Source organism: Maribacter sp. MAR_2009_72, assembly GCF_007827235.1.
GTDB lineage: Bacteria > Bacteroidota > Bacteroidia > Flavobacteriales > Flavobacteriaceae > Maribacter > Maribacter sedimenticola.
The window spans coordinates 1,005,141-1,030,857 of sequence record NZ_VISB01000001.1; the positions used below are offsets into that span (position 1 = coordinate 1,005,141).

General features: G+C 38.8%; 22 protein-coding genes. 9 read left to right on the forward strand and 13 right to left on the reverse strand.

Going from position 1 to position 25,717, the window contains the following annotated elements:
- Positions 1–2 precede the first annotated feature (2 nt).
- Entirely contained in the window at positions 3–1,703 is a 1,701-nt protein-coding gene (locus tag JM81_RS04315) for a GMC oxidoreductase (protein ID WP_144800841.1), read from the reverse strand.
- 342 nt (positions 1,704–2,045) lie between these two features.
- Between JM81_RS04315 and JM81_RS04320 the strand changes: the two genes are divergently transcribed.
- Positions 2,046–3,590 carry a M81 family metallopeptidase gene (locus JM81_RS04320; RefSeq protein ID WP_409994647.1) on the forward strand — a complete coding sequence of 515 codons (1,545 nt, stop codon included), beginning with the start codon at positions 2,046–2,048 and terminating at the stop codon, positions 3,588–3,590.
- Here the strand turns inward: JM81_RS04320 and JM81_RS04325 are convergent, their stop codons facing one another.
- From JM81_RS04325 to JM81_RS04345, 5 genes are all read right to left on the reverse strand, one after another.
- On the reverse strand, positions 3,591–4,244 hold the full coding sequence (locus tag JM81_RS04325) for a DUF2461 domain-containing protein (protein ID WP_144800845.1): 654 nt from the start codon (positions 4,242–4,244) through the stop codon (positions 3,591–3,593).
- A gap of 198 nt (positions 4,245–4,442) precedes the next feature.
- Positions 4,443–5,240 (reverse strand): TIGR00266 family protein, encoded by a 798-nt coding sequence (locus JM81_RS04330; protein WP_089260006.1) that lies wholly within the window; start codon positions 5,238–5,240, stop codon positions 4,443–4,445.
- Positions 5,241–5,293: 53 nt separating this feature from the next.
- Complete coding sequence (locus JM81_RS04335) at positions 5,294–5,512, reverse strand: hypothetical protein (protein WP_144800847.1); 219 nt, start codon at positions 5,510–5,512, stop codon at positions 5,294–5,296.
- Between the two features lie 336 nt (positions 5,513–5,848).
- Positions 5,849–6,316, reverse strand: coding sequence for an FKBP-type peptidyl-prolyl cis-trans isomerase (locus JM81_RS04340; RefSeq protein ID WP_144800849.1), 468 nt, complete (start codon positions 6,314–6,316; stop codon positions 5,849–5,851).
- A gap of 61 nt (positions 6,317–6,377) precedes the next feature.
- Entirely contained in the window at positions 6,378–6,836 is a 459-nt protein-coding gene (locus tag JM81_RS04345; protein WP_089260003.1) for a DUF4442 domain-containing protein, read from the reverse strand.
- A gap of 195 nt (positions 6,837–7,031) precedes the next feature.
- On the opposite strand from JM81_RS04345, the gene JM81_RS04350 reads away from it, so the two are divergent.
- From JM81_RS04350 to JM81_RS04380, 7 genes are all read left to right on the forward strand, one after another.
- Positions 7,032–7,514, forward strand: a complete 483-nt coding sequence (locus JM81_RS04350; RefSeq protein WP_144800851.1) for a DUF4870 domain-containing protein — start codon at positions 7,032–7,034, stop codon at positions 7,512–7,514.
- Between the two features lie 181 nt (positions 7,515–7,695).
- Positions 7,696–8,031 carry a PadR family transcriptional regulator gene (locus tag JM81_RS04355; protein WP_068484071.1) on the forward strand — a complete coding sequence of 112 codons (336 nt, stop codon included), beginning with the start codon at positions 7,696–7,698 and terminating at the stop codon, positions 8,029–8,031.
- Positions 8,032–8,033: 2 nt separating this feature from the next.
- Entirely contained in the window at positions 8,034–9,821 is a 1,788-nt protein-coding gene (locus JM81_RS04360; RefSeq protein WP_089260001.1) for a PspC domain-containing protein, read from the forward strand.
- A 96-nt stretch (positions 9,822–9,917) separates the two neighbouring features.
- A complete protein-coding gene (locus JM81_RS04365) occupies positions 9,918–10,649 on the forward strand; it encodes a head GIN domain-containing protein (protein ID WP_144800852.1) in 732 nt (243 codons plus the stop codon).
- A gap of 86 nt (positions 10,650–10,735) precedes the next feature.
- A complete protein-coding gene (locus JM81_RS04370) occupies positions 10,736–11,749 on the forward strand; it encodes a dipeptide epimerase (protein WP_144800854.1) in 1,014 nt (337 codons plus the stop codon).
- Positions 11,749–12,786 carry an aminotransferase class I/II-fold pyridoxal phosphate-dependent enzyme gene (locus JM81_RS04375; protein ID WP_261374959.1) on the forward strand — a complete coding sequence of 346 codons (1,038 nt, stop codon included), beginning with the start codon at positions 11,749–11,751 and terminating at the stop codon, positions 12,784–12,786. Before JM81_RS04370 ends, JM81_RS04375 begins: the two co-directional genes overlap by 1 nt.
- Positions 12,787–12,923: 137 nt before the next feature.
- The gene (locus tag JM81_RS04380; protein WP_144800858.1) at positions 12,924–13,370 is read left to right on the forward strand and encodes a hypothetical protein; all 447 of its coding nucleotides are present in this window, start codon (positions 12,924–12,926) and stop codon (positions 13,368–13,370) included.
- A 68-nt stretch (positions 13,371–13,438) separates the two neighbouring features.
- Here JM81_RS04380 and trxB read toward each other — a convergent pair whose 3' ends face one another.
- Positions 13,439–14,422, reverse strand: a complete 984-nt coding sequence (trxB, locus tag JM81_RS04385) for a thioredoxin-disulfide reductase (RefSeq protein WP_089259996.1) — start codon at positions 14,420–14,422, stop codon at positions 13,439–13,441.
- Between the two features lie 228 nt (positions 14,423–14,650).
- On the opposite strand from trxB, the gene JM81_RS04390 reads away from it, so the two are divergent.
- The gene (locus tag JM81_RS04390) at positions 14,651–15,346 is read left to right on the forward strand and encodes a LytR/AlgR family response regulator transcription factor (protein ID WP_186435524.1); all 696 of its coding nucleotides are present in this window, start codon (positions 14,651–14,653) and stop codon (positions 15,344–15,346) included.
- 5 nt (positions 15,347–15,351) lie between these two features.
- On the opposite strand, the gene JM81_RS04395 is transcribed toward JM81_RS04390, so the two are convergent.
- The 6 genes from JM81_RS04395 to JM81_RS04420 form a co-directional block, all read right to left on the reverse strand.
- On the reverse strand, positions 15,352–16,482 hold the full coding sequence (locus JM81_RS04395) for a formylglycine-generating enzyme family protein (protein ID WP_315897742.1): 1,131 nt from the start codon (positions 16,480–16,482) through the stop codon (positions 15,352–15,354).
- 35 nt (positions 16,483–16,517) lie between these two features.
- The gene (locus JM81_RS04400) at positions 16,518–19,706 is read right to left on the reverse strand and encodes a glycoside hydrolase family 2 TIM barrel-domain containing protein (protein WP_144800864.1); all 3,189 of its coding nucleotides are present in this window, start codon (positions 19,704–19,706) and stop codon (positions 16,518–16,520) included.
- 225 nt (positions 19,707–19,931) lie between these two features.
- Complete coding sequence (locus JM81_RS04405; RefSeq protein WP_144800866.1) at positions 19,932–21,494, reverse strand: arylsulfatase; 1,563 nt, start codon at positions 21,492–21,494, stop codon at positions 19,932–19,934.
- A 354-nt stretch (positions 21,495–21,848) separates the two neighbouring features.
- Entirely contained in the window at positions 21,849–22,706 is an 858-nt protein-coding gene (locus tag JM81_RS04410; protein ID WP_144800868.1) for a CPBP family intramembrane glutamic endopeptidase, read from the reverse strand.
- Between the two features lie 139 nt (positions 22,707–22,845).
- The gene (gene fsa, locus JM81_RS04415) at positions 22,846–23,499 is read right to left on the reverse strand and encodes a fructose-6-phosphate aldolase (RefSeq protein WP_089259989.1); all 654 of its coding nucleotides are present in this window, start codon (positions 23,497–23,499) and stop codon (positions 22,846–22,848) included.
- A 25-nt stretch (positions 23,500–23,524) separates the two neighbouring features.
- Positions 23,525–25,555, reverse strand: a complete 2,031-nt coding sequence (locus tag JM81_RS04420) for a transketolase family protein (RefSeq protein ID WP_144800870.1) — start codon at positions 25,553–25,555, stop codon at positions 23,525–23,527.
- Positions 25,556–25,717 lie beyond the last annotated feature (162 nt).

A 25,717-nucleotide genomic window follows, 5' to 3' on the forward strand; every position in this document is an offset into this window, starting at 1 on the left:
GCCTAGATATTTAATTTTTTTAATTCGGATACCGCATAGTCCGCTGCCCTGGCCGTTAATGCCATATAGGTTAATGACGGATTTACACAAGATGACGAGGTCATACACGCACCATCCGTAACAAATACATTTTTAGCGGCATGCACTTGGTTAAATCCATTTAATACGGAAGTCTTTGGATCACGCCCCATTCGTGCTGTACCCATTTCGTGCACTCCGTATCCTGGCGGATGCTCATTATCAAAGCCTAAAACATCCTTGACCCCGGCTTTTGTGAGCATTTCTACGGCATCTTCCTGTATTTGTTTGTTCAACGCTTTTTCATTTTCCTTGAATTCAGCATCTATAGTTAATGTCGGTTGCCCCCATTTATCCAAAACGTCCGTATTCAAGGAAATTTTATTATCGTGGTACGGTAGGCATTCCGCAAAACCTGTTATGAACATTTCCCATGGACCGGGTTTTAGTATGCTATCCTTATAATCTGCTCCAAAGGCTTCTACATTTGCCGCATTGCCCCCTCTATAGGCTCCTCCTTGATAACCAAAACCACGTAAAAATTTATCAGATTTACTCTTCTCATCAATATTCACATATCTGGGAATATAGATGCCATTAGGTCTTCTCCCTTTATAATATTTATCTTCAAAACCTTCTACCGTTCCTATTGCACCTACCCTATAGGTATGGTCCATTAGGTTATGGCCCAACTCACCACTATCATTACCCAATCCGTTTTCAAAACGGTTAGATTTAGAGTTCATGAGTATCTGTGTTGTGCTTAAGGTCGATGCGTTGACGAATATTATTTTTGCCGAATATTCTATGGCCTCATTGGTCTCGGAATCAATGATTCTTACTCCGGTGACTTTTTCCTTTTTTTCATCATAAACCAAGGATTGAACAATTGAGAAAGGTCGTATGGTCAGGTTTCCTGTAGCATTTGCCGGAGGTAAAGTAACGGCATTACTACTAAAATAAGCTCCGTATGGACAACCACGGCTACATCTATTTCGATTTTGACATTGGCCCCTACCATTGTGGGGTTGGGTTAAATGGGCTACCCTTCCAATAATCATGTTTCTACCGGAAAACTCCTCCTCTATCCTACTTTTCACATGTTTTTCAACACAATTTAATTCCATTGGTGGTAAAAAATAACTGTCCGGTAATTGCGGTAAACCTAAAGCCTCTCCACTAATGCCCGCAAATTTCTCCACATAGGTATACCAAGGTTCTATATCCTTGTATCGGATAGGCCAATCTACTCCATGGCCGTCCTTGGCATTTGCCTCAAAATCCAAATCGCTCCATCTGTAGGTCTGCTTGCCCCATAACAAAGACTTCCCCCCCATTTGATGGCCTCGCAACCATAAGAAAGGCTTTTCTTCCGTATATGGATTAGCTTTATCATCTGCCCAAAAATGTTCCGTATCTGTACCGATCCAACCAGACCTGATTGCCTTATAGTGTTTTTCTTTCTGCTCTGGTGTTAGACCGCCCCGTAGTTCTGTATCCCAAGGATCTACGTTCATGGTAGGATAATCCACTACATGCTCAACAATACGCCCACGCTCCAGCACTAATGTTTTCAATCCTTTTTCACAAAGTTCCTTTGCCGCCCATCCGCCACTAATTCCCGATCCAATAACGATCGCATCATAGGTGACCTCCTTCTTTGCATCAATATTAAAATTTGCCATTATTTGGTTTGAGTTGATTTCTACATCCAATTTAGTTGATTTAATGCACGTGTCAAACTTTGTTCACTTTCTAGCTATTTACTATCAACATAGAATACAGCCTAAACTTTAAAATTAAGTGTTGTGTTTACATCATAATATGGATTAAACAATCAAAAAACCAACATCCATATCTTCGAAAACCTTTTCGTTAAAAGTGTGCCTAACAGGTTATTTTATTACATTGATAGCCTCATACAGGTCATCGGGCAAATACTATTGGTTATAACACTGCTTTTTTTCTATCTTTTCATAACAAACCATAAACCAACTTCTGTATTGAAAACTACATACATTTACTTGATTCTGTTCGTATTGGTTCTTTCTTCCTGCAATGAGGGTACAAAGGACCTGCAACAAAAAAAATTACCGAGAATTGCCATTGCCGGTATAGGAATTGAAAGTAGCACGTTTTCTCCAGCCCTTTCTACGGAAGAAGCCTTTCATGCAAAAATTGGGGATTCCGTTTATAACAGATATCCTTTTTTACAGCTGGATTCATTACAGAGACAAAGGGCAGAATGGATACCAACACTGGTAGGCAAATCTTTACCAGGAGGCACCGTAACGAGAGAGGCTTATGAATCCTTGGTAGCCAAAAGTTTAAAACTTCTTGAAGAAAACGGACCGTATGACGGACTTTTTTTTGATATACACGGTGCAATGAGCGTTGTTGGTTTGGATGACCCCGAGGGAGATTTGATAGCCCGTATACGTGAGGTCATTGGCGATGATGTTCTGGTATCAACTTCCATGGACTTACATGGCAATGTCTCTGAACGATTGGCACAACATTCCGATCTCATTACATGCTATCGTATGGCGCCGCATGAAGATGCAATACAGTCTAAAAAAAGAGCTGTGACCAATCTTATAGATAGATTGGAAAATGGCAAAGGTAAACCTGCATACAAAGCTTGGGTTCCCGTACCCATACTTTTACCAGGGGAAAAAACGAGTACACGCATAGAACCGGGCAAAAGTCTGTATGCAAAAATTCCGGATATCACAAAACAAGACGGAGTCATTGATGCGGCTATCTGGATAGGCTACGCTTGGGCAGATGAACCAAGAAACCATGCCGTGGTTATGGTGACCGGTGATAATAAAGAGCAAGTTGAACAGGGAGCTGAACATCTAGCACAAAGTTTTTGGGAGGTTAGAAAACAATTTGAATTTGTAGCCCCTACCACCACTTTGGACGAGAGTTTGAAATTGGCATTGGCCAGTGATAAAAAACCTTATATGATAAGCGATATGGGCGACAACCCCACAGCTGGGGGTGCTGGTGATGTTACTTGGACTTTAAAGGAATTGTTGGACAGACCTGAATTTACCTCTACAAATGGCAAATCTCTTATTTATGCCTCTATACCTGGACCTGAATTTGTCGAAAAAGCTCTAGAAATAGGTGTGGGAGGAAAAATTAAAGCGGAAGCGGGTGCGGCTGTAGATAACCGTTTTGCCGGACCACTGACTTTGGAAGGCACCATAACCGCCATTAAAAAAGGGGATGTCAACGCAGAAGTAGAAGTTGTGGTTAAAGTGGGCAATATTGATGTCATAGTCACCAAGAAACGGAAACCCTACCACCATCTAAGCGATTTCACCAACTTAGGATTACAACCTAAGGAAACCGATATTGTGGTGGTTAAAATTGGATATTTAGTTCCTGAATTATATGATATGCGTGGCGATTGGACTATGGCATTGACACCAGGCGGTGTGGACCAAGATTTACAAAGATTGGGTTATAAACGTATTAAAAGACCTATGTTTCCTTTAGATGCGGACATGGAAGACCCTGACCTGTCCGCCCGATGGATACCGGCTTCAAACGCTGAATAATTAAACGGTAATTGCCTTGTTTAAATACCGCCTAAAGGGTAGCATCTCCTGATACACTTCAATTAATCGTTCTTCGAAATTTGTATGGAAAGTCTGCTCCGTGGCAAAGGTTATCTCAACCGCAAAGGTTTTATGACGGAGCAATTTTATATGCTTATGGTCTTGCGCAAACCCTTTAGGTGCTTTGGTCAGGTTTACATCTTCATATAATCCGCCAAACAGCTTTTTGAATGATTTTTTATTCAGGATTTTTTGAAGTTCATCACCATCATAATCTATAGCCTCCCTAACACTACGTACTACTTTTGGTTCCGGTCTCCATAAACCGCCAGCAAAAATGCATCGTTCTATACCCAACTCAAAATAGAAATCTGCTGTCTTTGGTTTTTTATCAAATCCGGCACCAAAGTGATCTTTGTACACGGGTTTGTTGGGATGAAACATCAAATTATTATTAATTCTATTGATGCCCTTTTTACCGGGCGTATCGTAATAATCCTTATCAATATGTGATAGTCTATTGTTCATACTATCTAGCCAATTGATATATTCATCCCGTACTTCCTTATACCATTTTCGGTTTGCGTCCATCCATTCCTTATTGTTATTCTTTTGAAGTTCTTTAAGGAATTCTATTTGATTTTTGAAACTCATTAATTGGTTGTTGGTTGTTCGCTGCTCGTTGCTCGTTGCTCGTTGCTCGTTGCTCGTTGCTCGTTAAAAATTATAAGTTCAAGTTCAAAAATCAAATTCATTTTGTACTTAATACTTTGTACCTCGTACTTATTACTTTGTACTTCTTACTTTGTACCTCGAACTTCTTATTTTGTACTTCCTACTTTGTACTTAAAATTAAAACCGATTATCACCACCAACGATATCTCCTAATGTACCTAAAATACTTCCTTCACCTTTGTCCTTTCCTCCACGAGGAATAGAAGCAAGAACCCTGCCCGCCAAACGACTGAACGGTAGTGATTGAATATATACGGTACCCGGACCTCTTAACGTCGCAAAAAACAGTCCTTCACCCCCAAATATGGTATTTCTGATACCCCCAACAAACTCTATATCATAGTCCACATCTTTTGTAAAGCCAACAATACAACCGGTATCAACTTTCAACACTTCTCCAGGACCTAAGGTTTTCTTAGCCAAGGTTCCGCCGGCGTGAATAAAACTCATTCCGTCCCCCTCTAATTTTTGCATGATAAATCCTTCACCTCCAAAAAGTCCACGTCCCAATTTCTTTGAAAATTCAATACCAACTGAAACGCCTTTAGCGGCACATAAGAAAGCATCTTTCTGACAAATAAAACGACCACCCATTTCAGATAAATCTATTGGTAAAATCTTACCTGGGTATGGCGATGCAAAACTGACTTTTTTCTTTCCCTGACCAATATTCAAGAAAGCGGTCATAAAAAGACTTTCTCCTGTTAACATACGTTTACCCGCAGAGAATATTTTACCTAAAACACTATTATCTTGATTACTGCCATCTCCAAAAATGGTATTCATTTTTATATCCGTATCCATCATCATAAAGCTACCCGCCTCGGCTACTACCGCCTCCTGTGGGTCTAGCTCTACTTCTACATATTGCATTTCTTCTCCAAAAATTTCGTAGTCTATTTCGTGTGCGTTCATTGTATAATTTATTTTTGATTGATGACTATTAGATGTGCATTAGCATTCAAATGTTACATATCCGGTAAGATTTTTTTAATGACACCTGATAATTCTTTCTTTTTTTGGGTGCCAATCAAATACTTTGAACCATTTTTTAAGATAATGGCCAGTCCAGTATTTCCTTTAACGTTATATACCGTACCATGTTTTAAACTTAGCCGAATACCATAGCCTACAAAACCATATGTAATCATTTCGGCTTTTTCAATATCCTTAGTGTTGATAATCATTTTTACAAATAACAAATGCCTAATTTGTATAGTGTCTTCTGTAATTATCGTCTTTAGTTTTGAGAATGCGATAAATAGAATTACTAATAACAATACTAAAAAACTAATCCAAAAACTTTTAGGTGCTGTTATAGAAAATGAAAGATTGCCAAATGTATTGGGATCGGTCTGAAAAATAGGAGCTAGAACTTGATATACCTAAAGAGCCAAAGGAGTTATCAATAAAATCCATAACCATCCTTGGGTGAATTTCTGAGTTTCCTTAAAATATATTTTGTTCGCCAAAGGTTGCTTAAACTGATAAACTTCCTTAAATATAAGGGAAATACTACTTTATTAATTAACCGATTGCAATTCTATATCAAAAATTAAAACGGCTCCACCAGGAATTCCCGATCTACCCGCATTACCGTATGCCAAACGAGAGGGTATCAATAATATACCACTACCACCTTCATTAAAATATGTGATGCCTTCTGTCCACCCAGCAATAACTCCACTTAAATTAAAGGTAATGCCATCTCCTTGACTATCGTCAAATACAGAACCATCTGAAAAATATCCTTTATACGCCACGGTAACATCAGAACTTGCCGTTGGTGCCGCACCTGTTCCTTGATTTTCAATTACATAATAAAGTCCGGATGCACTTTTTTGAGCATCTAAATTATTATCGTTTATATAGGTAATTATCTCTTCCTCGTTCGCAGCCGTAAAATCCGTCGTTGGAATTTCTGATTTCGAATTATCGGGTAAACAACTTACCACCAACAATAACAGCAAGGGAACTAAACACTTTTTCATTATTATATATTATTATTTATTCAATTAAATTTCTTTCTATTTTGGGTAATTCTCCCGTACACTATCTCTTTTTTAAACGCACCGTCCATTCAAAATCAAATGTGCTGACCACAACCCCTTCTTCGTTTACACCTACGGATTTCATCCAAATGGTCTGCCCTTCTCCCGTGGCAATGGTTCTTTCCAACGCACCTTTTATTAAATGGCCATCCGTACAGGTAAATGTTATCTTACCTGTTGCCTTTTTAGAAAAATTGGCTTTATTATTGGCCACCAGCATTGAAATTTTTTTTCCAGTAGCCTCTATTTGGTCTATCATCATGGCCCCTGTGGACAACTCTGCGGCCATTCCTTGCACGGCCCAAAACATGGAATTAAACGGATTTTGATTGATCCATCTATGTTTTACGGTAACAATTGCACGTTCCTTATCTATTTCCCTTAAACGCACTCCGCACCACCAGGCGGCCGGTAGTTTCATAAAGGCGAACATATTGAATTTACTAGCGGTAACAGCCATATACTTTTATTATTTCGATAAAAGTAGCCATAATTTACAGTATTCTAAAATGTTAAATTAATGTTAAATATTAGTACTATGCGTTACATAGTACCTTTTTTTAGACATATATTTGCATAGGAAGTTAATAGGTTATCAACGTAATTGGTCTTAACCTAGTAACCAAAACATCAATCATCAAATAATACATCAATCATGACAGAAACATTAACCAAGCACGAAAGAAACCTCTCTGCAATTATCCATGCAAGTACGTTTTCCAAGTATTTTATTCCTTTTGGGAATTTTATTATTCCCCTTGTATTGTGGACCGCCAATAAAAAGGAATATGATTTCGTAGACCATAACGGTAAGCAAGCGCTGAATTTTCAAATTAGCATTTTGCTCTACTCCATTTTAATTGGCATGATCAGTTTGCCCTTCTTTTTAGGCGGACTGATTCCAAATCTCTTTGATTTTGACCATTTTGGATTTTCAACATTTTCAAATCTGAACTCGGTAAATTTTCATTTTGATAGTGACCATTTCTTTGGACCGTGGATGATACCTGCAGGAGTTTTGGTTTTTGCCCAATCAGCTTTGTTCATCATTAATATTGTGTACACCATATTGGCTACCATACGTACTAATGAAGGCCAACACTTTCAGTATCCGCTAATCATTAAGTTTATTAAATAATTACCGTAATCATTAAAAATAGGTACTCATCACACCTAAAAGAGTTTATCAATCAATCAAAAAAAATCAATCAGGATGTTTATTCATCAATCAAAAAACGAACAGTTAATCTATGCAGACAACAGGGACCATGGAGCAACCCCCAGCAAGAGGGGGTCTGCATAAAAAGCAAAAAGACATTATGAACGTAGAAAACACAAAAGCGCAAATGCGAAAAGGGGTTCTGGAATACTGCATCCTGTCCATCTTAAACGGGCATGACAAGTATGCATCAGAAATCCTAGAAACGCTTAAAGATGCCAAAATGCTGGTAGTAGAAGGAACAATCTATCCGCTACTTACCCGGTTAAAGAATGCCGGACTCTTAAACTACAGATGGGAAGAATCCACATCTGGACCGCCAAGAAAATACTATACCTTAACCGAGACGGGAAAACTCTTCTTAAAGGAATTGGACACTACTTGGGACGAACTGAGAAAAGCAACCAACCTGGTAACCAACACTAAAAACAGCTAACAATGAACAAGACAGTAAATATAAATCTAGCAAACATGCTCTTCCATATTGACGAAGAGGCATATAATAAAATGCGAAGGTATTTGGAATCGGTAAAACGGTCCTTTGCCAACACACCTGGAAGTGACGAAATCATTGCGGATATAGAAGCCCGTATTGCAGAATTATTCCATGAAAAATTGGAGAACGACAGACAGGTAATTACCCATAAGGAAGTGGACGAGGTCATTGCCATTATGGGACAGCCCGAAGATTATATGGTAGATGAGGAAATTTTTGAAGATGAGCCAAGGGCAAAAAGTACCGGTACAAAGACCAGGGTCAAAAAATTATTTAGGGATACCGATAAAAAATATGTTGCAGGTGTTTCTTCCGGACTTGCCCATTACTTTGGCATTGACCCCCTTTGGATACGTTTGATATGGATTTTCCTTACCATTTTTACATGGGGCGGCTTCATCTTTATCTACGGCCTGTTATGGATCCTTATTCCAGAGGCAAAGACTACCTCTCAAAAATTGGACATGAGCGGCCAAGCCGTTAACATTAGTAATATTGAACGTAAGGTCAAAGAGGGTTTTGATGACGTAGCGGATCGTGTAAAAAGTGTCGATTACGAAAAAGTAGGCGACACCGTCAAAAAAGGAGGGAAAACAATTTTTGACACCTTTGGTGATATTGTCATGTTTATTTTTAAGATTTTTGGCAAGTTTATAGGTATTTTATTGGTCATTATTGGGGCCACAACCTTAATAGGTTTATTTGTAGGTATGTTTACCGTTGGTATTTTGGATGTGATCCATGTACCTGGCATTGATTTTTACAATGTGGTGAATTCTACCAACATGCCAATCTGGGTGGTATCTTTATTGGCATTTTTCGCTATTGGTATTCCTTTTTTCTTTCTAATGTACCTTGGGCTTAAAATACTGGTGAACAACCTAAAATCCATAGGTAGTATTGCTAAGTTTTCATTGCTGGGCTTATGGCTCATATCCATAATTCTATTAATTGTCTTTGGAATTAGGGAAGCGGCATCGCACGCATATACGGGTAGCACATCCGTTGAGAATGAAATTACGAGCGTAATACCTTCAGATACCATTGCCCTAAGAATTATAACGACAGATGAGTTCGATTATGAGAAAAACATGCATATGGGAGATACGTTTATTTCTTATGATGAGGCAGGTAACAAGATCTTGGTTTCTGATGATGTGCGTTTCCGCATAAGAAAGTCAAAGGACAGTTTAGTGCGTATTCAAGTACGTAAAGAAGCAGACGGACCATCTAACAGGGAAGCAAAGGAAATTGCGGAGCAGATAAATTATGATTATGAGATAAACGGTAATACCATTTCCTTAAATGATTACCTGACCACACAAGGTCCAAAGTTCAAAGATCAGGAAGTACGTGTAAATGTATTTTTACCGGTAGGCACCATATTAACTTATGAACAGGACAATAGCAGAAATTGGATTACGACCATGTCTACGGACAGGGATGTGGATAACCTGGAAGGCTATGTTTGGGAAATGCAAGATAATGGTGAACTCCATTGTTTAGACTGCCCTGATTATCTGGGTATTCAAAATGAGGATGAAAACAAAAACCGTATCAACATTAATGGCCAGGGCATAGATATCAATATTAACGGCAACGGGGAAAAAGGAAAAATTATGATCAATGAAAACGGTATTGATATCGATGTCAACGATAACGGAGAAATGTTTAAAATGAAAGTGGACGAGAACGGCGTAAAGATCAACGCCAATGACAGTATCAATTAATTACAGTTCGGTTACCAGTATCTACAGTTGGGTAAGATATTGTGGTAACAACCTTATAAAAACATCAAATTTACATCAATCTAAAAACAAACAATCATGACAACATTAGTAAGAATTACAGTAGCTCTAGTCTTAGCCCTCTTATTATCCTCTTGCGGCTTTGACATTAACTTTGGGGATTTTGGTTCAGGGGAAAAAGGTAACGGCGTGGTCGTTGAGGAAACCCGTGAAATAACCGAAGAATTTACCGTAGTATCGGCATCGGAAGGTCTTGAGGTGTATGTTACCCAAGGAAGCGATTTTGATATTTTGGTAGAGGCAGATGAAAATATTATGGATTTGATCGGTACCGATATAAGAAACGGCAAACTTAAAATTCATGCCATAGAGAACATTGGCAGAGCTACCAAAAAAGTATACGTTACTTTACCAAAAGTAAGTGGTCTTCATGCTTCTAGCGGCTCACAATTAACGGCAGAGAACATGATACAGTCAGAAAAACTGGAAGTAGATGCCAGTTCCGGTGCAATTTTAAGCGCCAATGTAAATGTTACGGATATGGAAGTCGATGCCAGTAGCGGAGCCAATATTACATTATCAGGTACGGCCAAAGAAGTATATGTGGATGGTAGCAGTGGTGCCAATATCAAAGCCGGCGACTTAAAGACGGTTGCCTGCAATGCGGATGCAAGCAGTGGTGCAAATGTGAGCATCTATGTACAGGATAATTTAACTGCAGAAGCATCTAGCGGTGGCAACATCTCGTACAAAGGCGAACCTTCCGTACAAAAGAACAAATCGGTTTCCGGTAGCGTACACAAGTATTGATTACAAGGAACAGAATAATTAAAAACCCGCTGAACGTTCAGCGGGTTTTCATTTTTTAGTAGCATCCTTATCTGTATATTAGTACTATGCAAGTACTCTTAAAAAAATATTCCCTCCCCCTAAAACATACATTCAGTATTTCCAGGGAGTCCCATGATGTTCAGGATACCCTCATCGCTGCCTTGACACTAAACGGTAAAACCGGATATGGTGAAGCTACCTCCAATCCCTACTATAAAATTACTGTAGATAGTATGGAAAAGGAAATAATGGCGGTCGAGGAAGAAATAACCACTTTCAATTTTACTACCCCAGAAGTATTTCATCAATTTTTAACCTCCAAAGGCTTATCCAATTTTGCTGTCTGTGCATTAGATTTAGCGGCACATGACCTTTATGGTAAATTGAAGGAAAAACCACTGTACACCCTTTGGGGTACGGACAATAGCCATTACCCCATAACCAACTATACCATAGGTATTGCCAGTATTGATGTTATGCTGAATAAAATGCAGGAAATGCCGTGGCCTATCTTTAAAATTAAATTGGGCACTCCAGACGATGTAGCCATAGTGAGAGAATTACGAAAACATACCAACGCCGTTTTTAGGATAGATGCCAATTGTGCCTGGACCGCCCAAGAGACGATATTTAACGCCTCAATTCTTAAAGAACTTGGCGTTGAATTTTTGGAACAGCCCTTAAAGGCCAATGACTGGGCCGGTATGGAAGAGGTAATGCACCATAGCGTATTACCGGTAATTGCAGATGAAAGCTGTATTGTGGAGAGCGATGTTGAAAAATGTGCCCTTCACTACACGGGTATCAACATAAAATTGACCAAATGTGGCGGTCTTACCCCTGCCCTGCGCATGATCAAAAAAGCCAAACAATTGGGCCTAAAAGTTATGGTGGGCTGCATGACGGAGTCTACCGTTGGCATCTCTGCCATTGCCCAATTATTGCCACAGCTAGATTATGTAGATATGGACGGTGCCTTATTGTTAAAAAAAGACATTGCTACGGGAGTACAGATTACTAACGAAGCAAAGGTTATCTTTCCTAAATTGGCCGGCAGCGGTATTCAGCTCCTAGAATAATGCATATCCTAAATGAATTTCCGGGAAGAGAAGTAAAAATAGAGGATAAAAATTATCTGTATTTTGGCGGAACCTCCTATTTAGGGTTACAGACCAATATGGCTTTTCAAGCGCTTTACCTTAAAAACATGAAAAGATATGGTACGGGGTACGGTGCATCACGTAAATCCAATATTAAACTTTCCGTGTATGATGAAGTAGAGCATTATTTAGCCCATATCGTTGGTTCAGAACAATGTATGACCATGTCCTCCGGTTATCTTGCCGGTCAGTTAATTTATCAATACTTGTGCAAGAACGACCACAAGCTATTTTACGCACCACAAACCCATTCCGCATTATCCAATGAGATGACCAATAAGTATGCTACTATTTTAGCAATGATCACGGATTTAAAAAAATTTCCAAATCAGGAAAAAGTAATCTTATTGGACAGCATAGATTTTAACGGTCAGCATTATCCGGATTATCATTGGCTAACGACCATACCCTTGCAACATACCACCTTAGTGGTCGATGATTCCCATGGAATTGGCATTACGGGAATTAACGGTAGTGGAAGCTATCGATTTTTACAATCCCTTAACCCTAAGAACCTAGTGGTTTCATGTTCCTTAGGAAAGGGATACGGTATAGGTGCCGGTGCCATTTTTGGCGCTAATACCATGATAGAACGATTAAGGGATACAGAAATGTACGGAGGCTCCAGTCCTGCCGCTCCAGCTGCTTTAGCTACAATTAAGGATGCGGAACACATCATTCATAAGAAACAATTGGTATTACAAAAAAATTTAACCTTGTTCACCAAGAATGTACAGTTACCATCCTTGTTCAAGTTCTCTACAGGCCATCCTACGTTTAGCTTTCAAAATGAACAATTGACATTGTACCTAGAAAAAAATGGAATTATCGTTACCAATTTTAGATATCCTACTTGCAATGATGCGGTAATGAGCCGTATTGTAATCAGTGCGTTACATACGGCCGAAGACATTCTTACCCTATGTGATACCATAAATCGCTTTGACCCTTCTTGATTTATTATATCAACAATCAAATAGATACATAATTATTAAATCCATAATTAACATGGGTAATTTATGTTAATTTATAAATAATTATCGTATCTTTTTAGTACTCATTCAACACAATTATTAACTTAAACCTTACCATTATGAAAAAAATTCTAGGATTAATTGCATTATTGCTCATTTTGGTTTCAGCAGCCTCTACCAATACCCTTAAAACTGACTACATGCACACTATTGAGGGCACTTGGGAATTAGAAAGTTTTTATAATTATGATGGCCAACAGGTCATTGATACCGTACCCACAACAGACGGTTACCGGCAGGTTAAAATGTACTACAACGGTAAAATAATGTGGAGCCGTTATGTACCGGTAGACAAAGTAGGAAGGTTCGGTTATGGAACGTACCATATTACTGAAGACCGCCTGGTAGAAACCTTGGAATACGGTGACAATGAAATGATACAGGCTATGGATACTATGAGGATCTTTACCTTTGAACTAATGCTGAGCGATGATAAGTTCAGCCAAATTAGTTTAGACGAGGAAGGAAACCGGACGTTCTCCGAAAATTACAAAAGAATCGATTAGACCGTTTCTAAACATGAAAAAGCGCCATTTTCTAGAAAATGGCGCTTTTTTCATGGTATTCTTGCAATTTATATTTTATACTGCCCTGCAACGGTCTCTTCCACAGAACCAATTTCTGCCAAATATCGTTCCGCATCCAATGCGGCCATACAACCTGATCCAGCAGCGGTAACCGCTTGCCTGTACTCTTTGTCCTGAGCATCGCCACTTGCAAACACCCCAGGTAAATTGGTCTTGGTTGACTTGCCTTTGGTTATTAAATAACCCGTCTCGTCCATATCCAGTTGACCTTTAAATATATCCGTATTTGGCTTATGCCCAATGGCAATGAACAGACCCGTAATGGCAATTTCATCTTTTTCGCCGGTTTTATTGTTCACCATACGTAAACCTTCTACCACTTGGTCGCCCAAAACCTCATCTACTTCCGTATTATAACGTACCTCAATATTCTTAAGGCTGTTTACCCTATGCTGCATTGCTTTGGAAGCCCTCATTTCATCCCTTCGTACCAACATGGTCACCTTATTACAAATATTGGCCAGATAAGAAGCCTCTTCCGCAGCGGTATCACCTGCCCCAACAATGGCAACATCCTGACCTTTATAGAAGAATCCGTCACAAACGGCACAAGCAGATACGCCGCCGCCACGCAAACGCTGCTCACTTGGAATATTTAGATATTTTGCCGATGCTCCTGTAGAAATGATAACCGTTTCTGCCTCAATCTCCTTTTCGCCATCTGCAATAACCTTATGGATGCCTCCCGGTACTTTGGAAAATTCCACTGCAGTAATCATCCCGATCCTTACTTCCGTTCCAAAACGTTCCGCTTGTTGCTGCAACTGCACCATCATCGTAGGCCCATCGATACCATCAGGATATCCGGGAAAATTATCTACCTCGGTCGTGGTCGTTAACTGACCTCCAGGTTCCATACCCGTATACATTACCGGTTTTAAATCTGCCCTGGCGGCATAAATTGCCGCAGTATAACCTGCGGGACCAGATCCTATAATCAATGTTTTAACGCGTTCTATTTTATCAGACATAATTTGAAGTTGTTCAGTTTTCGTTCTACTACAAAAGTAGGTTTTTGAGCAAAAAACTTACAATTAAGTTATCAAAAGTTTTAATCTGCACATAAGGAGAACATATACTAAATAAAGGGATGCCAATAGTTAATATAAAATTATAACGAAGTCTTAATTTTTTGTAAATTTATGAACCCCAACACCTTTTCTCCCGTACATATTAAGAGAACCATTAACAATTACTATATGAGAACATTAAAATGTGCCATAGTAGAAGACTCCAACGTACAAAGGATTTTACTGGAAAGACTGGTTGAAAAGAACGTTCAATTGCAACTATACCGATCTTTTAACAGCGGTTCAGAGGCACTGTCGGTAATTGACAAATTACCGGTTGATCTCATTTTTTTGGATATTGAAATGCCCGTTATGAACGGATTTGAGTTTCTAAGAAAACTTAAAGTACCGGCAGAAGTCATTATTATAAGCCAAAATCCCAAATATGCCCTAGAAGCATTTGATTACAATGCGACTGATTTTTTATTAAAACCTTATAGCAAGAATAGATTTGATATTGCAATAGGAAAAGCCATTGAAAAATTTAGAAAACGCTCGTTGTCCAATACGGAAGGTAAATTAATGGTAAAACATAACTTAAAACAGGTAGAACTCAATATACATGCTATTCATTGGGTAGAGGCCCTAGGCGATTACGTAAAAGTCATTACCCCAGAAAAAAACTATGTAATCTTGTCCACTATGAGTGCTTTTCATGAGCGACTAAAAGATGATAAATTTGTTCGCATCCATAAATCCTTCATCATCAACTTAAATATGGTTGAACGGTACAATCATGAATTCATAGAAATAAAGGATAAAAAAATACCGATAAGCCGAACCAAAAACTTAGAGTTGGACAAACTTCTCAATTGTGTGGATTAGTGAACTTATTGCAGCATTTTTACAGTTGCAACCGTTCTAAACCCTGTGTGTTCCAAAGCAGAATCCATGCTGGAACCCATACGTGCCGATATACGATAGCTTGCACAATACGATGCACTACATAGAAATGAGCCCCCTTTTATCACCTTCTCCCTTGCTAAAGGATTGTTCGGTGTAAACGGTTCCAATGCCCCTGTAGGATTTAAGATTACTTTGCCCTTATTTGTATACTCCTTGTAATACCCACTATTATACCAATCACTGGTCCATTCCCACACATTACCCGCCATATCATATATTCCATATGCGTTTGGTGGATACGATTTAACGGGTGCCCTTAATTCAAAACCATCTAGTTTAGTGTTTTCATTTGGGAAATTTCCTTCCCATGTGTTGGCACTCTTAACCAGTTGGCCGCTATCACTGCCCCACTGATAGATTGTTCCAAATTTTCCAGCCCTAGAGGCCAGTTCCCACTCGGCTTCCGTAGGTAAGCGTCTTCCCGCCCATTTGCAATAAGCCATTGCATCTTCATAAGCCACCTGTACCACTGGGTAATCCTCTTTACCCTCAATTGAACTTTCAGGCCCATTGGGATGTTTCCAATTGGCCCCAATAGACCATTGCCACCATTGTGAAAAATCATAAAGATTTGCAACCGGAGATTTGGTTTTTTTGAATGTCAACGATCCTGGGCGTAAAATGGAATCATGTGGTTTTGGGGTTCCTTCGGGTACCTGTTTCTTTAATTCATTCCAATCTATACCGCGCTCCGCCACGGTTATATATCCAGTTTCCTTGACAAATTGCGCAAATTCCTTATTGGTAACCTCTGTGACATCCATAAAAAACCCGTCTACCAAGACTTCTATTGCCGGTTTCTCATGCCCCATGGCCATTTTATCCAAACCTACGGCTCCTTGCTTAAATGCCGCCCCTGGCACCCACACCATACCCTCCGGTACGGCAATATCAGCTGGTTTTTCCACTATTAGTTTATGATTTGGTGCTACACCACCCGTTTTTTGCACAGCTTCTTCATGCACGCTAGCATTGCTTTTTGGTTCCGTTTTGCAACATGCTAACATAGAACAAATCAGCATCAATACAATTAAATTGGTCCTTCTTTTCATCATAATCATTTACATGCCCAAATTAGTTTTTTACTGGCTTATTGAGGACTGATTATATAAGAAAATGATAAATTTTTCGGTTTTATCTGATACTCGTCATGTGGCAACAATCCCCAACTATTATCCCCACCTACTCCCATCTGACTATGGTCTATGTTGATATTTATCAAATCTCTGTTAAGAATATCATAAGTATGTTGCTGTCTTTTTTCATCGCCCTCATCAAAATCTGAATTTAACTGGTGATGCGCACTAAATCCAAAGAGTTGAGGAGCACTTACGGTAAACCCCTGTCCGGCATCATTGGTAAAGGATACTGTCCTAATATCCGTTCTATACCCATTTTCTTGAGGTCGGATATATTCATAGTACAGATCTGATACTTTAGATTCATATACCCCTACCAACGCAGAAGTTTTACGATCCTGGTAATTTTCATGTTCTCCACGGCCATACCACGTTACATTGTCATAACTTTTATCAATGATCAAATTATTTCCGAATCTTGGCAATATTGGCAGATTATTATCAATGCCATCCAGTGCAGTACTTACCAATATTTGCCCTTTGTTATTAATGGTATAGGTTACGTTCACCTGCCCTTTTACGGAGGGTAGCCCATATTTTGCGGACAATTTAAAATCTTTCCGAATCTTAAATGGATTCTTGGTCAGTTTTACGGCATCGATACTCTTTTTTCCTTCATTGGAATTCACCTCTAAACTGACTAAACTTTGAGTTTCCGTAGCTTCTTTCCAAACTTTTAGGCGCTTGGGCATATTATAGCCATAATCATTATCCGTTGGCGCCCTCCAGAAATTTACGCTCGGACCTTTTTGCAGTAAATTTCCCAGCCCATAATCTATATTTACCAACATACCATTGGCACTGTCAAAACCAATTTTAAAATCATTTCCCGTTACGGTAATAATCTTATCCTCTTTGGTAACTTCAAGTCCGTCTATATCTTCTTCAAAAATAGTGGGCGTATAATCCGTAAGTTGAAATTGCTCATACGCCAGTAAAAAATGTACCGGTATCAAGGCATCTGCCTTTTTAGTGGTCATATAGACATTTAATAAATACTCGGCATCTTCTTCCTTGAGCTCCGGTAATGCTATTTGTACGTCTTGAGTGGCATAAGGGGCAACATTGACATCCGCTATTTTACCATTGGCGATCTGTTCACCATTCTTCAATAGCCTCCATGAAAAATTATATGCCGATAAATTGGTGAAATCATACATATTCTTCAATGAAATTACACCGGATTTAGGATTGTCAGAATTGAACTTTACATACTGGTAAACCTTTTTCACCTCATATAAGGATGGGTGTGCAGAGCGATCCGGATCTACCAAGCCATTTAAACAGAAATTATTATCGTTCTGTATTTCGGCACCGCCTAAATCGCCACCAAAGGCATAAAACTCCTCACCGTTCTCATTTACCGCCTTTAAACCTTGGTCTACCCAATCCCAAATGAATCCTCCTTGAAGAACATCATATTTTTCTATCACATCCCAGTAATCTTGAAGATTGCCTACACTATTTCCCATGGCATGGGCATACTCACACTGAATCAAAGGGCGTTGTGGATTGTTTTCCGCATATGCAATAGTTTGTTCTATGGTAGCATACATAGGTGCCTGTATATCTGAATTTGCATAATTAGTGGCACCCTCATACTGCACGGGCCTAGTCTCATCTTTAGACTTTAACCATGCGTACGTAGCTTCAAGATTTTTACCGTTACCCGCTTCATTGCCTAAAGACCATGTTACGATAGAGGTATAATTTTTATCCCTTTCATACATCCTAATAGTCCTGTCCAAATGCATTGCTTTCCATTGCGGCAAATAACCTGGATGTATTTTTTTTGCCTCCTCATTATTGTCCAATCCTTGATTGGTAGTACCCATACCGTGTATTTCTATATTGGCCTCGTCCACCACATAAAATCCGTATTTGTCCGCCATTCTATAAAAGAATTCATTCTTTGGGTAATGGCTGCACCTAATGGCGTTTATGTTACTGCGTTTCATCACCTCCATATCCTTTAAGGTAATTTCTTTACCGATTACATGCCCTGTAACCTCATCATGATCGTGAAGGTTTACCCCTTTGACCAATACTGGTTGGCCGTTCACCAAGAACTGATTATTCTTAATCTCTATTTTTCTGAAACCTATTTTAGAACGTATAGCCTCTACAACATTACCTTTTTTGTCCTTTAGGGCAAAGAGCAATGTATAAAGGTTTGGTTGTTCCGCGTTCCATGTTTTTATTTTGGGCAATTCCTTATTAAACTGGACTTTGGTCTTTCCCTTAGGCAAATCAATTTTTTGAGTTGTGGTGTAAATTTCTTGGCCATCGTCCATTAAAACAATATCCAATTGGTACCCTTTTATATTTTTACCCGTGTTCCTATATTCCATATCCAGGTTTAACATTCCGTTGGAATAGGTATTGTCCAAATCTGCAATTACCCTGTAATCATATAAAGTTGCGTCATTGGTGGCATATAGATACACATCTCTGTCAATACCGCTTAATCGCCAAAAATCTTGGTCTTCCATATAACTGGCATCAGACCAACGCAACACCTGTACGGCCAAAGTATTGTCATCTTCTGTCAAATAATCCGTAATATTGAATTCCGCGGGTGTTTTACTGCCTTCGCTATAGCCAATCATTGTACCATTAAGATATACGTACATTGCCCCGCTAACGCCGCCAAAATGCAAATACACTTGCTTACCGTCCCAATCCTTTGAAATCTTAAAATTACGTTTATAGCTACCAACAGGATTTTCATCATGTGGTATGAACGGTGGATTCTTTGGAAAGACGTATTCTATATTGGTATAGATAGGAATACCATGCCCTTGCAATTCCCAATTGGAAGGCACCTTTATCTTGTCCCAACCAGAGGTGTCAAAGTCATTTTGAAAAAAAGTAACAGGCCTTTCCGGAACACTAGCCGCATATTTAAAATCCCATTCTCCATTCAAGGATTGATACAATGGGGAATTCTCCCAACTATCGTTTGCCAAGGCATTTTCAATGTCCGTATACCTGTAAAAAGAAGCAGTAGGTTCTAAACGGTTTATTTGAAATATTTCCGGATTCTCCCACTCAGGGTTCTCCCATTTTGGAGCCTGGGCCTGACCAAAAACTGAAATTAACAAAAAAGTGAAGGCGTAAAATTTTAAGCTGTTTTTCATATTATGCGTGTTCTACTGTATGCTTCCGTACAACGGAAAATTGGATTTAATACTATTGTTTTCTCATTTTGACCCTAGCCAATTACCAACATTCATATTTTATAGCTTAAAAATATAAATTTTCGGCAATTTTGAATCCCTGCAAAATACAACTAAACTTGGTAAACGAGAAGGAAAAAATAAGTGAACGGGACCATTTCCTTTCATAAAATGGATAGCCAATAATTATTGACTTAACAATCCATTTACCAATAAGGGAATTTGAAAACGTACCGTAGTAGGCATGGTATGCTCTATTTTGAAAATGCTGTCCGCCTTTTGTAGAATTTCAGGATGTTTAGATGCAATATTGTGCTGTTCCAATGCATCTACATTTAGGTCATAAAGTTCTAAGGTGGGCGGCATATCATCCTTTATATGTTGGCGTACTACCTTCCATTTGCCCATTCTAATGGCAATCTGGCCTCCGTATTCCGGAAACTCCCAATACAAAAAATTATGTTGTTCTTGATTTTGTTGACCTAGCAGCGTAGGCAATAAACTTATACCGTTCGTTTCATGCTTAATTTCAAAATCTGTAATATCTGCAAAAGTGGCCAACATATCATAATGTGCAGATACGTGGTCACTAGTAGTACCTGGATTAATTTTACCTAGCCAAGTAAAAAATGTAGGCACTCTAATTCCACCTTCATAAACAAATCCTTTGCCCCTACCATACCCACCCTTAAAAGGTTTGGCACTATCAAAAAATTGGGGATCCGCTCCACCGGCATAACTTGGTCCGTTATCCGATGTAAAAACGATCAATGTATTTTCATAAATATTCTCATCTTTCAATTGCTGCACCAACTTACCCACATTTTCATCAAAATAGGAAACCATGGCAGCATAGGCGGCATGTGGTGTACGATGCGAAAAATACCCATTGCCGTTACCTGAAAGGTAGGGTTCTTCCTCACCGAATTTTTCTATATAATAATCTACCCAACGCTGTGGTGCCTGTAATGCTACATGCGGAATGGGAGTTGCCCAATACAGGAAAAAAGGATGGTCCTTATTCTGAGCAATAAAGCCGGTAAGTTCTTGGAACATTAAGTCCGGTGCGTAGTCCGTTAAGGTGTAGTCCTTATAATTCTCGAGATTCATTGGATCCAATCCTTTTGGAAAAGGTGAACTAGGTGCAACGGTATCATTTGCCAAATGCACACGGTTTCTGTTCTTGTATAGGTGTAACGGGTAGTATGTATGTGCCTGACGTTGGCAATTGAATCCATAGAAAAAATCGAAACCCATTTCGTTGGGTATGGAATGCGTATGTGGCGCTCCCAAACCCCATTTACCAACCAAAGCCGTTTTATAGCCAACATCTTTTAAATAAGAAGCAATTGTTTTTGTTCCTTGAGGTACCGGTCGCTGCCCCTCTAACGTAGAATCTTTTGCCATTGCTTTGTAATTCCAGACATCACCACGCTCGTTCCACTCATCATTGCCACGAATAAAGGCCTTACCGGAATGTTTACCAGTAAGAAACATATATCTGGCCGGTGCACATACCGGAGCACTTGAATAATGCTGGGTAAAAATCATACCCTGTTTCGCCAAGGCATCTATATGGGGTGTTTCTATCTTTTCCTGACCAAAAACCCCTATTTCAGCATAGCCCAAATCATCTGCTAATATGTAAATGATGTTCGGTTTTTGTTCTGTAGGCGCTTCTGACTTCTTTTCTTCATTACAGGACAAAAAAGACAAAGCAATAAAAAGACCTAGAAATAGATTTCTCATATGGTATAGGTTGATAGATAGCTTTAAAGATATTGAAATATCTAAAACTTTAGGGGCGAATAGCGTTCTCAACCATTACATATTCATATGTTCAATGTTGTCCTATATCTTAAGAATTCAGTTCTATACAACCCAATGATTTTGCATCTACTGAATAAACGCACAGATAATTTTACCTTCTAATTACTTACTGATAATTTGGGATTTACATCGTACTATTATCACTACCAATTAATTGGAAGCATTAAGAGTGAATGTAGCAACCTAAAAAACGTACCGCTAGTTGGTAGGCATTTTTAAATATTAAGAATTAATGGAGTTCATATTACATTAAGACATAGTTAGCCGAAGTTTTTACTCTATGTCATAATATATTTTTAGAATGTCAACAATTTTACTTTTTTCAATTCCATTTTCCGATTTAAACTCACCGTCTATTAAAACATCATCTATATAGTAAGTTTTTGGATTATATAAAGTATCAAGAATATGTTGAAGAGAATATTGGTTAATAGTCATCTCAAAAATCTTACCATTTAAGCTGTCTATTTTTAGTTCTTGACTCAAATTTTCTTCAAAAAATAATTTTTCAGTAATCTTTAAAGTACATACATCATTAGTAATGTCGATAGGATTTTGAACTGTTATAATTATTGCTGGTATTGCGATAATTACTAAAAAATTCCAAAGAATATGATATATAACCCCATATAGAAATGAAAGTCTCACTCGTATAAAAGTAATTATTAAACCTCCAAATATTTGACTTAAAGTAATAAAGGGAGTCAAAACATAAAACAAATGCTCGTTGTTGTCATAATTAGTAATGTGTAGTAATCCAAATAATGAAGCGGATACATAAACTAAAAAACCAAAGATTCTTTTCCAATTATCCAAGCTAATAAATCTAGTTTTAAAAACTTTGTATCTTAAAAAGTATCTAAATATAAGCTCTTCAACAAACGGGATGAGAAGAATATTTAAAAGAACAATTCTCCAAATTGTTTCAGAATAATCAATTTTATCAAATCGAACATCAATAAACAATTCAATCCCATATTCAATTGGAATAATAAATAATGCCGTAATTATTAATTCAAATAATAAGAGAATGAAAATAAATACCAACTTATTTTTGAAAGATAACTTAGATCTACTATCGCCTGGGTTATTTAGAAAATGATATAAATCAAGAAATGTTTCTTTTATCATTTACATTTTTTGAAATTTCTGCAATGAATTATATATCAATACAATTACAAATATCTTTTATACCCCAACTAATATAAAACAAAAAAAAGCATCACTTAAAAGTGATGCTTCTTATATCAATTAGACTAATTGGTTACAATTAGTTTCCTTTTTTATAATCGGCCAAGAACTTCTCCAAACCACTATCAGTCAATGGGTGCTTTAAAAGTCCAGTAATGGCACCTAAGCCACCGGTCATTACATCCGCACCGATTTTGGCACAGTCAATAATATGCATTACGTGACGTACAGAAGCCGCTAAAATTTCTGTTTCAAAACCGTAGTTATCATAGATTAAACGGATATCCGCTATTAAACCTAAACCATCCGTAGAAATATCATCTAAACGGCCAATAAACGGTGACACGTAGGTTGCACCTGCTTTTGCAGCCAATAATGCCTGGCCAGAGGAGAATACCAACGTACAGTTTGTTCTGTATCCCTTATCGGAAAAATACTTAATTGCCTTAACCCCTTCTTTGATCATAGGCACTTTAATGACGATTTGCGGACTGATCTTAACCAACTTCTCCCCTTCTTCGATCATACCCTCAAAATCAGTAGAAATTACTTCTGCACTTACATCACCGTCAACCAGGTCACATATTTTTTTGTAATGTGCCAAAATATTCTCCGCGCCGGTAATGCCTTCTTTTGCCATCAAGGAAGGATTAGTGGTTACACCATCTAAAATACCCATATCCTGAGCTTCCTTGATTTCGTCTAAATTTGCTGTATCTATAAAAAATTTCATCCTTATCTTATTTTAATATTGTTAATTACTTTAAAAAATCGACTACTTGTTGATATACCTGATCTCCGGTAAAGCCAAATTTCTCATCAAGAACCGTTGCGGGTGCAGAATATCCAAAATGCTCCAATCCAAAAACCTTACCATTTGGTCCGGCCAGACCTTCCAAGTTTACGGGCAAACCTGCCGTAAGACCAAATACCGGTTTGTTTGGTGGAATTACCTTCTCCTGGTAAGCCTGCGGCTGCTGTCTAAATATACCTTCTGATGGGATGGATGCAATATTCACCTTCAACCCCTCTTTTTCTTCCAATAATTTTGTGGCCGCTACCAAGGTAGAAACCTCAGAACCATTGGCAATTAAAATAACATCCGGGTCAGCTACTTCCTGCACCAGGTAACCTCCTTTTTCCGCTCCCAAAGCTGCCTCGTAACGTGTACCGTTCATTGCCGGAACATCTTTGATACCTTGTCTGGATAAGATTAGGCCCGTGGGTGTCTTTTGGTTTTCCATTGCCATTTTCCAGGCTACGTTCGTTTCTTGAGAATCTGCAGGACGCAAGGCCACAAAACTCTGCTCATGACTATGGTTCTTTAATTTTTCCAACAAACGTATTTGGGCTTCTTGCTCTATTGGCTGATGTGTAGGACCGTCCTCACCTACCCTAAAGGCATCATGTGTCCAAACAAACTTTACAGGTAATTCCTGAATGGCACTTAAACGAATGGCCGGTTTCATATAATCAGAGAATACAAAGAACGTGGCCACCACTGGTATTACCCCACCATGAAGGGCTATACCGTTTGCTATTGTTGCCATTGTCAATTCTGCAACGCCGGCCTGTAAGAATGCACCGGAGAAATCACCCTTCTGCAATACGCTTGTTTTCTTAAGGAATCCATCGGTTTTATCACTGTTGGACAAATCTGCGGAGGAAACGATCATGTTTTCTACGTTTTCCGCCAAGTACGCCAATACATTGGACGATGCCGCCCTTGTTGCCTGACCTTCTTTTTGCTGAATTGAAGAAAAATCCAATGCTGGCATCTTCCCTTCCAAGAAACCATCTAGCTTAGCGGAGAGCTCGGTGTTTTGTGCACGCCATGCGTCTATTTCCTTCTTTTTAGCTTGGGCCTCATCTTTCTTTCTATTGATGATGCCTTCATAATATTCCTCTACCTGGGCATAAATATCAAAAGGATTTTCTACATCTGCCCCTAAATTGACCAAGGTCTTCTCATAGTCCGCCCCTGTATCGCCAATTGGCTTACCATGTAGTTCTGTATACCCCTCATATGAAGTACCATCTGCAGTTACACAACCTTTCCCCATAATGGTCTCCCCAATGATCAAGGTAGGTTTTTCGGTTTCCGCATTGGCATCCTTCAATGCCTGTCTGATCTGTTCATGGTCATGACCATCAATAGTGACAACCTTCCATCCCCATGCTTCATATTTCATGGCCGTATTTTCAGAGGTAACCTCATCTGTTTTAGAGGAAAGCTGAACATCGTTGGAATCATAGAACATAATAAAATTGCTCAATCCCAAATGACCGGCAATCCTTCCTGCCCCCTGTGATATTTCTTCCTGTACACCACCATCGGATATAAATCCGTAAACCTTATGGTTCATCCAATCTCCAAAACGTGCTTTTAGAAAATTAGCCGCAATTGCCGCACCAACACCCATTGTATGACCTTGGCCCAATGGACCAGATGTATTTTCAATACCCCTTGCCACATCTACTTCTGGGTGACCCGGTGTTACCGATCCCCATTGTCTAAAATTGGCAACATCATCCTTTGCATAATTACCCAATAAATAATACTGGGCGTACATTAGTGTGGATAGGTGACCAGCATCCATGAAAAAACGGTCACGAAATGGCCAGTGCATGTCAGATGGATCGTAGTTAAAAAACTCAGAATATAAAATATGCATATAATCTGCCCCGCCCATTGGTCCGCCTGGGTGTCCGGAGTTCGCCTTTTCAACCATGGCAACCGCCAATGCCCTAATATTATCTGCCGCTAATTGATCTATTTCCTTATTCATTTATTAATCAGATTATTTTTTAAGGTTCGTGTTTTTTTGATTTCTTAAAAATCTACCCAAAGATACTTTATCTAAAGCGCTAATTAAAATATTTGAAGCAACATAATTCTATAGCTTTCAAGTCATAAGCCCCTTTATACCGATAGTGTGGATTATTAGCGC

Excerpts from the sequence above, each read along its gene's own strand:
- JM81_RS04315 (WP_144800841.1), bottom strand. The coding sequence starts at position 1,703 with ATGGCAAATTTTAATATTGATGCAAAGAAGGAGGTCACCTATGATGCG.
- JM81_RS04325 (WP_144800845.1), bottom strand. The coding sequence starts at position 4,244 with ATGAGTTTCAAAAATCAAATAGAATTCCTTAAAGAACTTCAAAAGAAT.
- JM81_RS04330 (WP_089260006.1), bottom strand. The coding sequence starts at position 5,240 with ATGAACGCACACGAAATAGACTACGAAATTTTTGGAGAAGAAATGCAA.
- JM81_RS04335 (WP_144800847.1), bottom strand. The coding sequence starts at position 5,512 with ATGATTATCAACACTAAGGATATTGAAAAAGCCGAAATGATTACATAT.
- JM81_RS04340 (WP_144800849.1), bottom strand. The coding sequence starts at position 6,316 with ATGAAAAAGTGTTTAGTTCCCTTGCTGTTATTGTTGGTGGTAAGTTGT.
- JM81_RS04345 (WP_089260003.1), bottom strand. The coding sequence starts at position 6,836 with ATGGCTGTTACCGCTAGTAAATTCAATATGTTCGCCTTTATGAAACTA.
- JM81_RS04350 (WP_144800851.1), top strand. The coding sequence starts at position 7,032 with ATGACAGAAACATTAACCAAGCACGAAAGAAACCTCTCTGCAATTATC.
- JM81_RS04355 (WP_068484071.1), top strand. The coding sequence starts at position 7,696 with ATGAACGTAGAAAACACAAAAGCGCAAATGCGAAAAGGGGTTCTGGAA.
- JM81_RS04360 (WP_089260001.1), top strand. The coding sequence starts at position 8,034 with ATGAACAAGACAGTAAATATAAATCTAGCAAACATGCTCTTCCATATT.
- JM81_RS04365 (WP_144800852.1), top strand. The coding sequence starts at position 9,918 with ATGACAACATTAGTAAGAATTACAGTAGCTCTAGTCTTAGCCCTCTTA.
- JM81_RS04370 (WP_144800854.1), top strand. The coding sequence starts at position 10,736 with ATGCAAGTACTCTTAAAAAAATATTCCCTCCCCCTAAAACATACATTC.
- JM81_RS04375 (WP_261374959.1), top strand. The coding sequence starts at position 11,749 with ATGCATATCCTAAATGAATTTCCGGGAAGAGAAGTAAAAATAGAGGAT.
- JM81_RS04380 (WP_144800858.1), top strand. The coding sequence starts at position 12,924 with ATGAAAAAAATTCTAGGATTAATTGCATTATTGCTCATTTTGGTTTCA.
- trxB (WP_089259996.1), bottom strand. The coding sequence starts at position 14,422 with ATGTCTGATAAAATAGAACGCGTTAAAACATTGATTATAGGATCTGGT.
- JM81_RS04390 (WP_186435524.1), top strand. The coding sequence starts at position 14,651 with ATGAGAACATTAAAATGTGCCATAGTAGAAGACTCCAACGTACAAAGG.
- JM81_RS04395 (WP_315897742.1), bottom strand. The coding sequence starts at position 16,482 with ATGATGAAAAGAAGGACCAATTTAATTGTATTGATGCTGATTTGTTCT.
- JM81_RS04400 (WP_144800864.1), bottom strand. The coding sequence starts at position 19,706 with ATGAAAAACAGCTTAAAATTTTACGCCTTCACTTTTTTGTTAATTTCA.
- JM81_RS04405 (WP_144800866.1), bottom strand. The coding sequence starts at position 21,494 with ATGAGAAATCTATTTCTAGGTCTTTTTATTGCTTTGTCTTTTTTGTCC.
- JM81_RS04410 (WP_144800868.1), bottom strand. The coding sequence starts at position 22,706 with ATGATAAAAGAAACATTTCTTGATTTATATCATTTTCTAAATAACCCA.
- fsa (WP_089259989.1), bottom strand. The coding sequence starts at position 23,499 with ATGAAATTTTTTATAGATACAGCAAATTTAGACGAAATCAAGGAAGCT.
- JM81_RS04420 (WP_144800870.1), bottom strand. The coding sequence starts at position 25,555 with ATGAATAAGGAAATAGATCAATTAGCGGCAGATAATATTAGGGCATTG.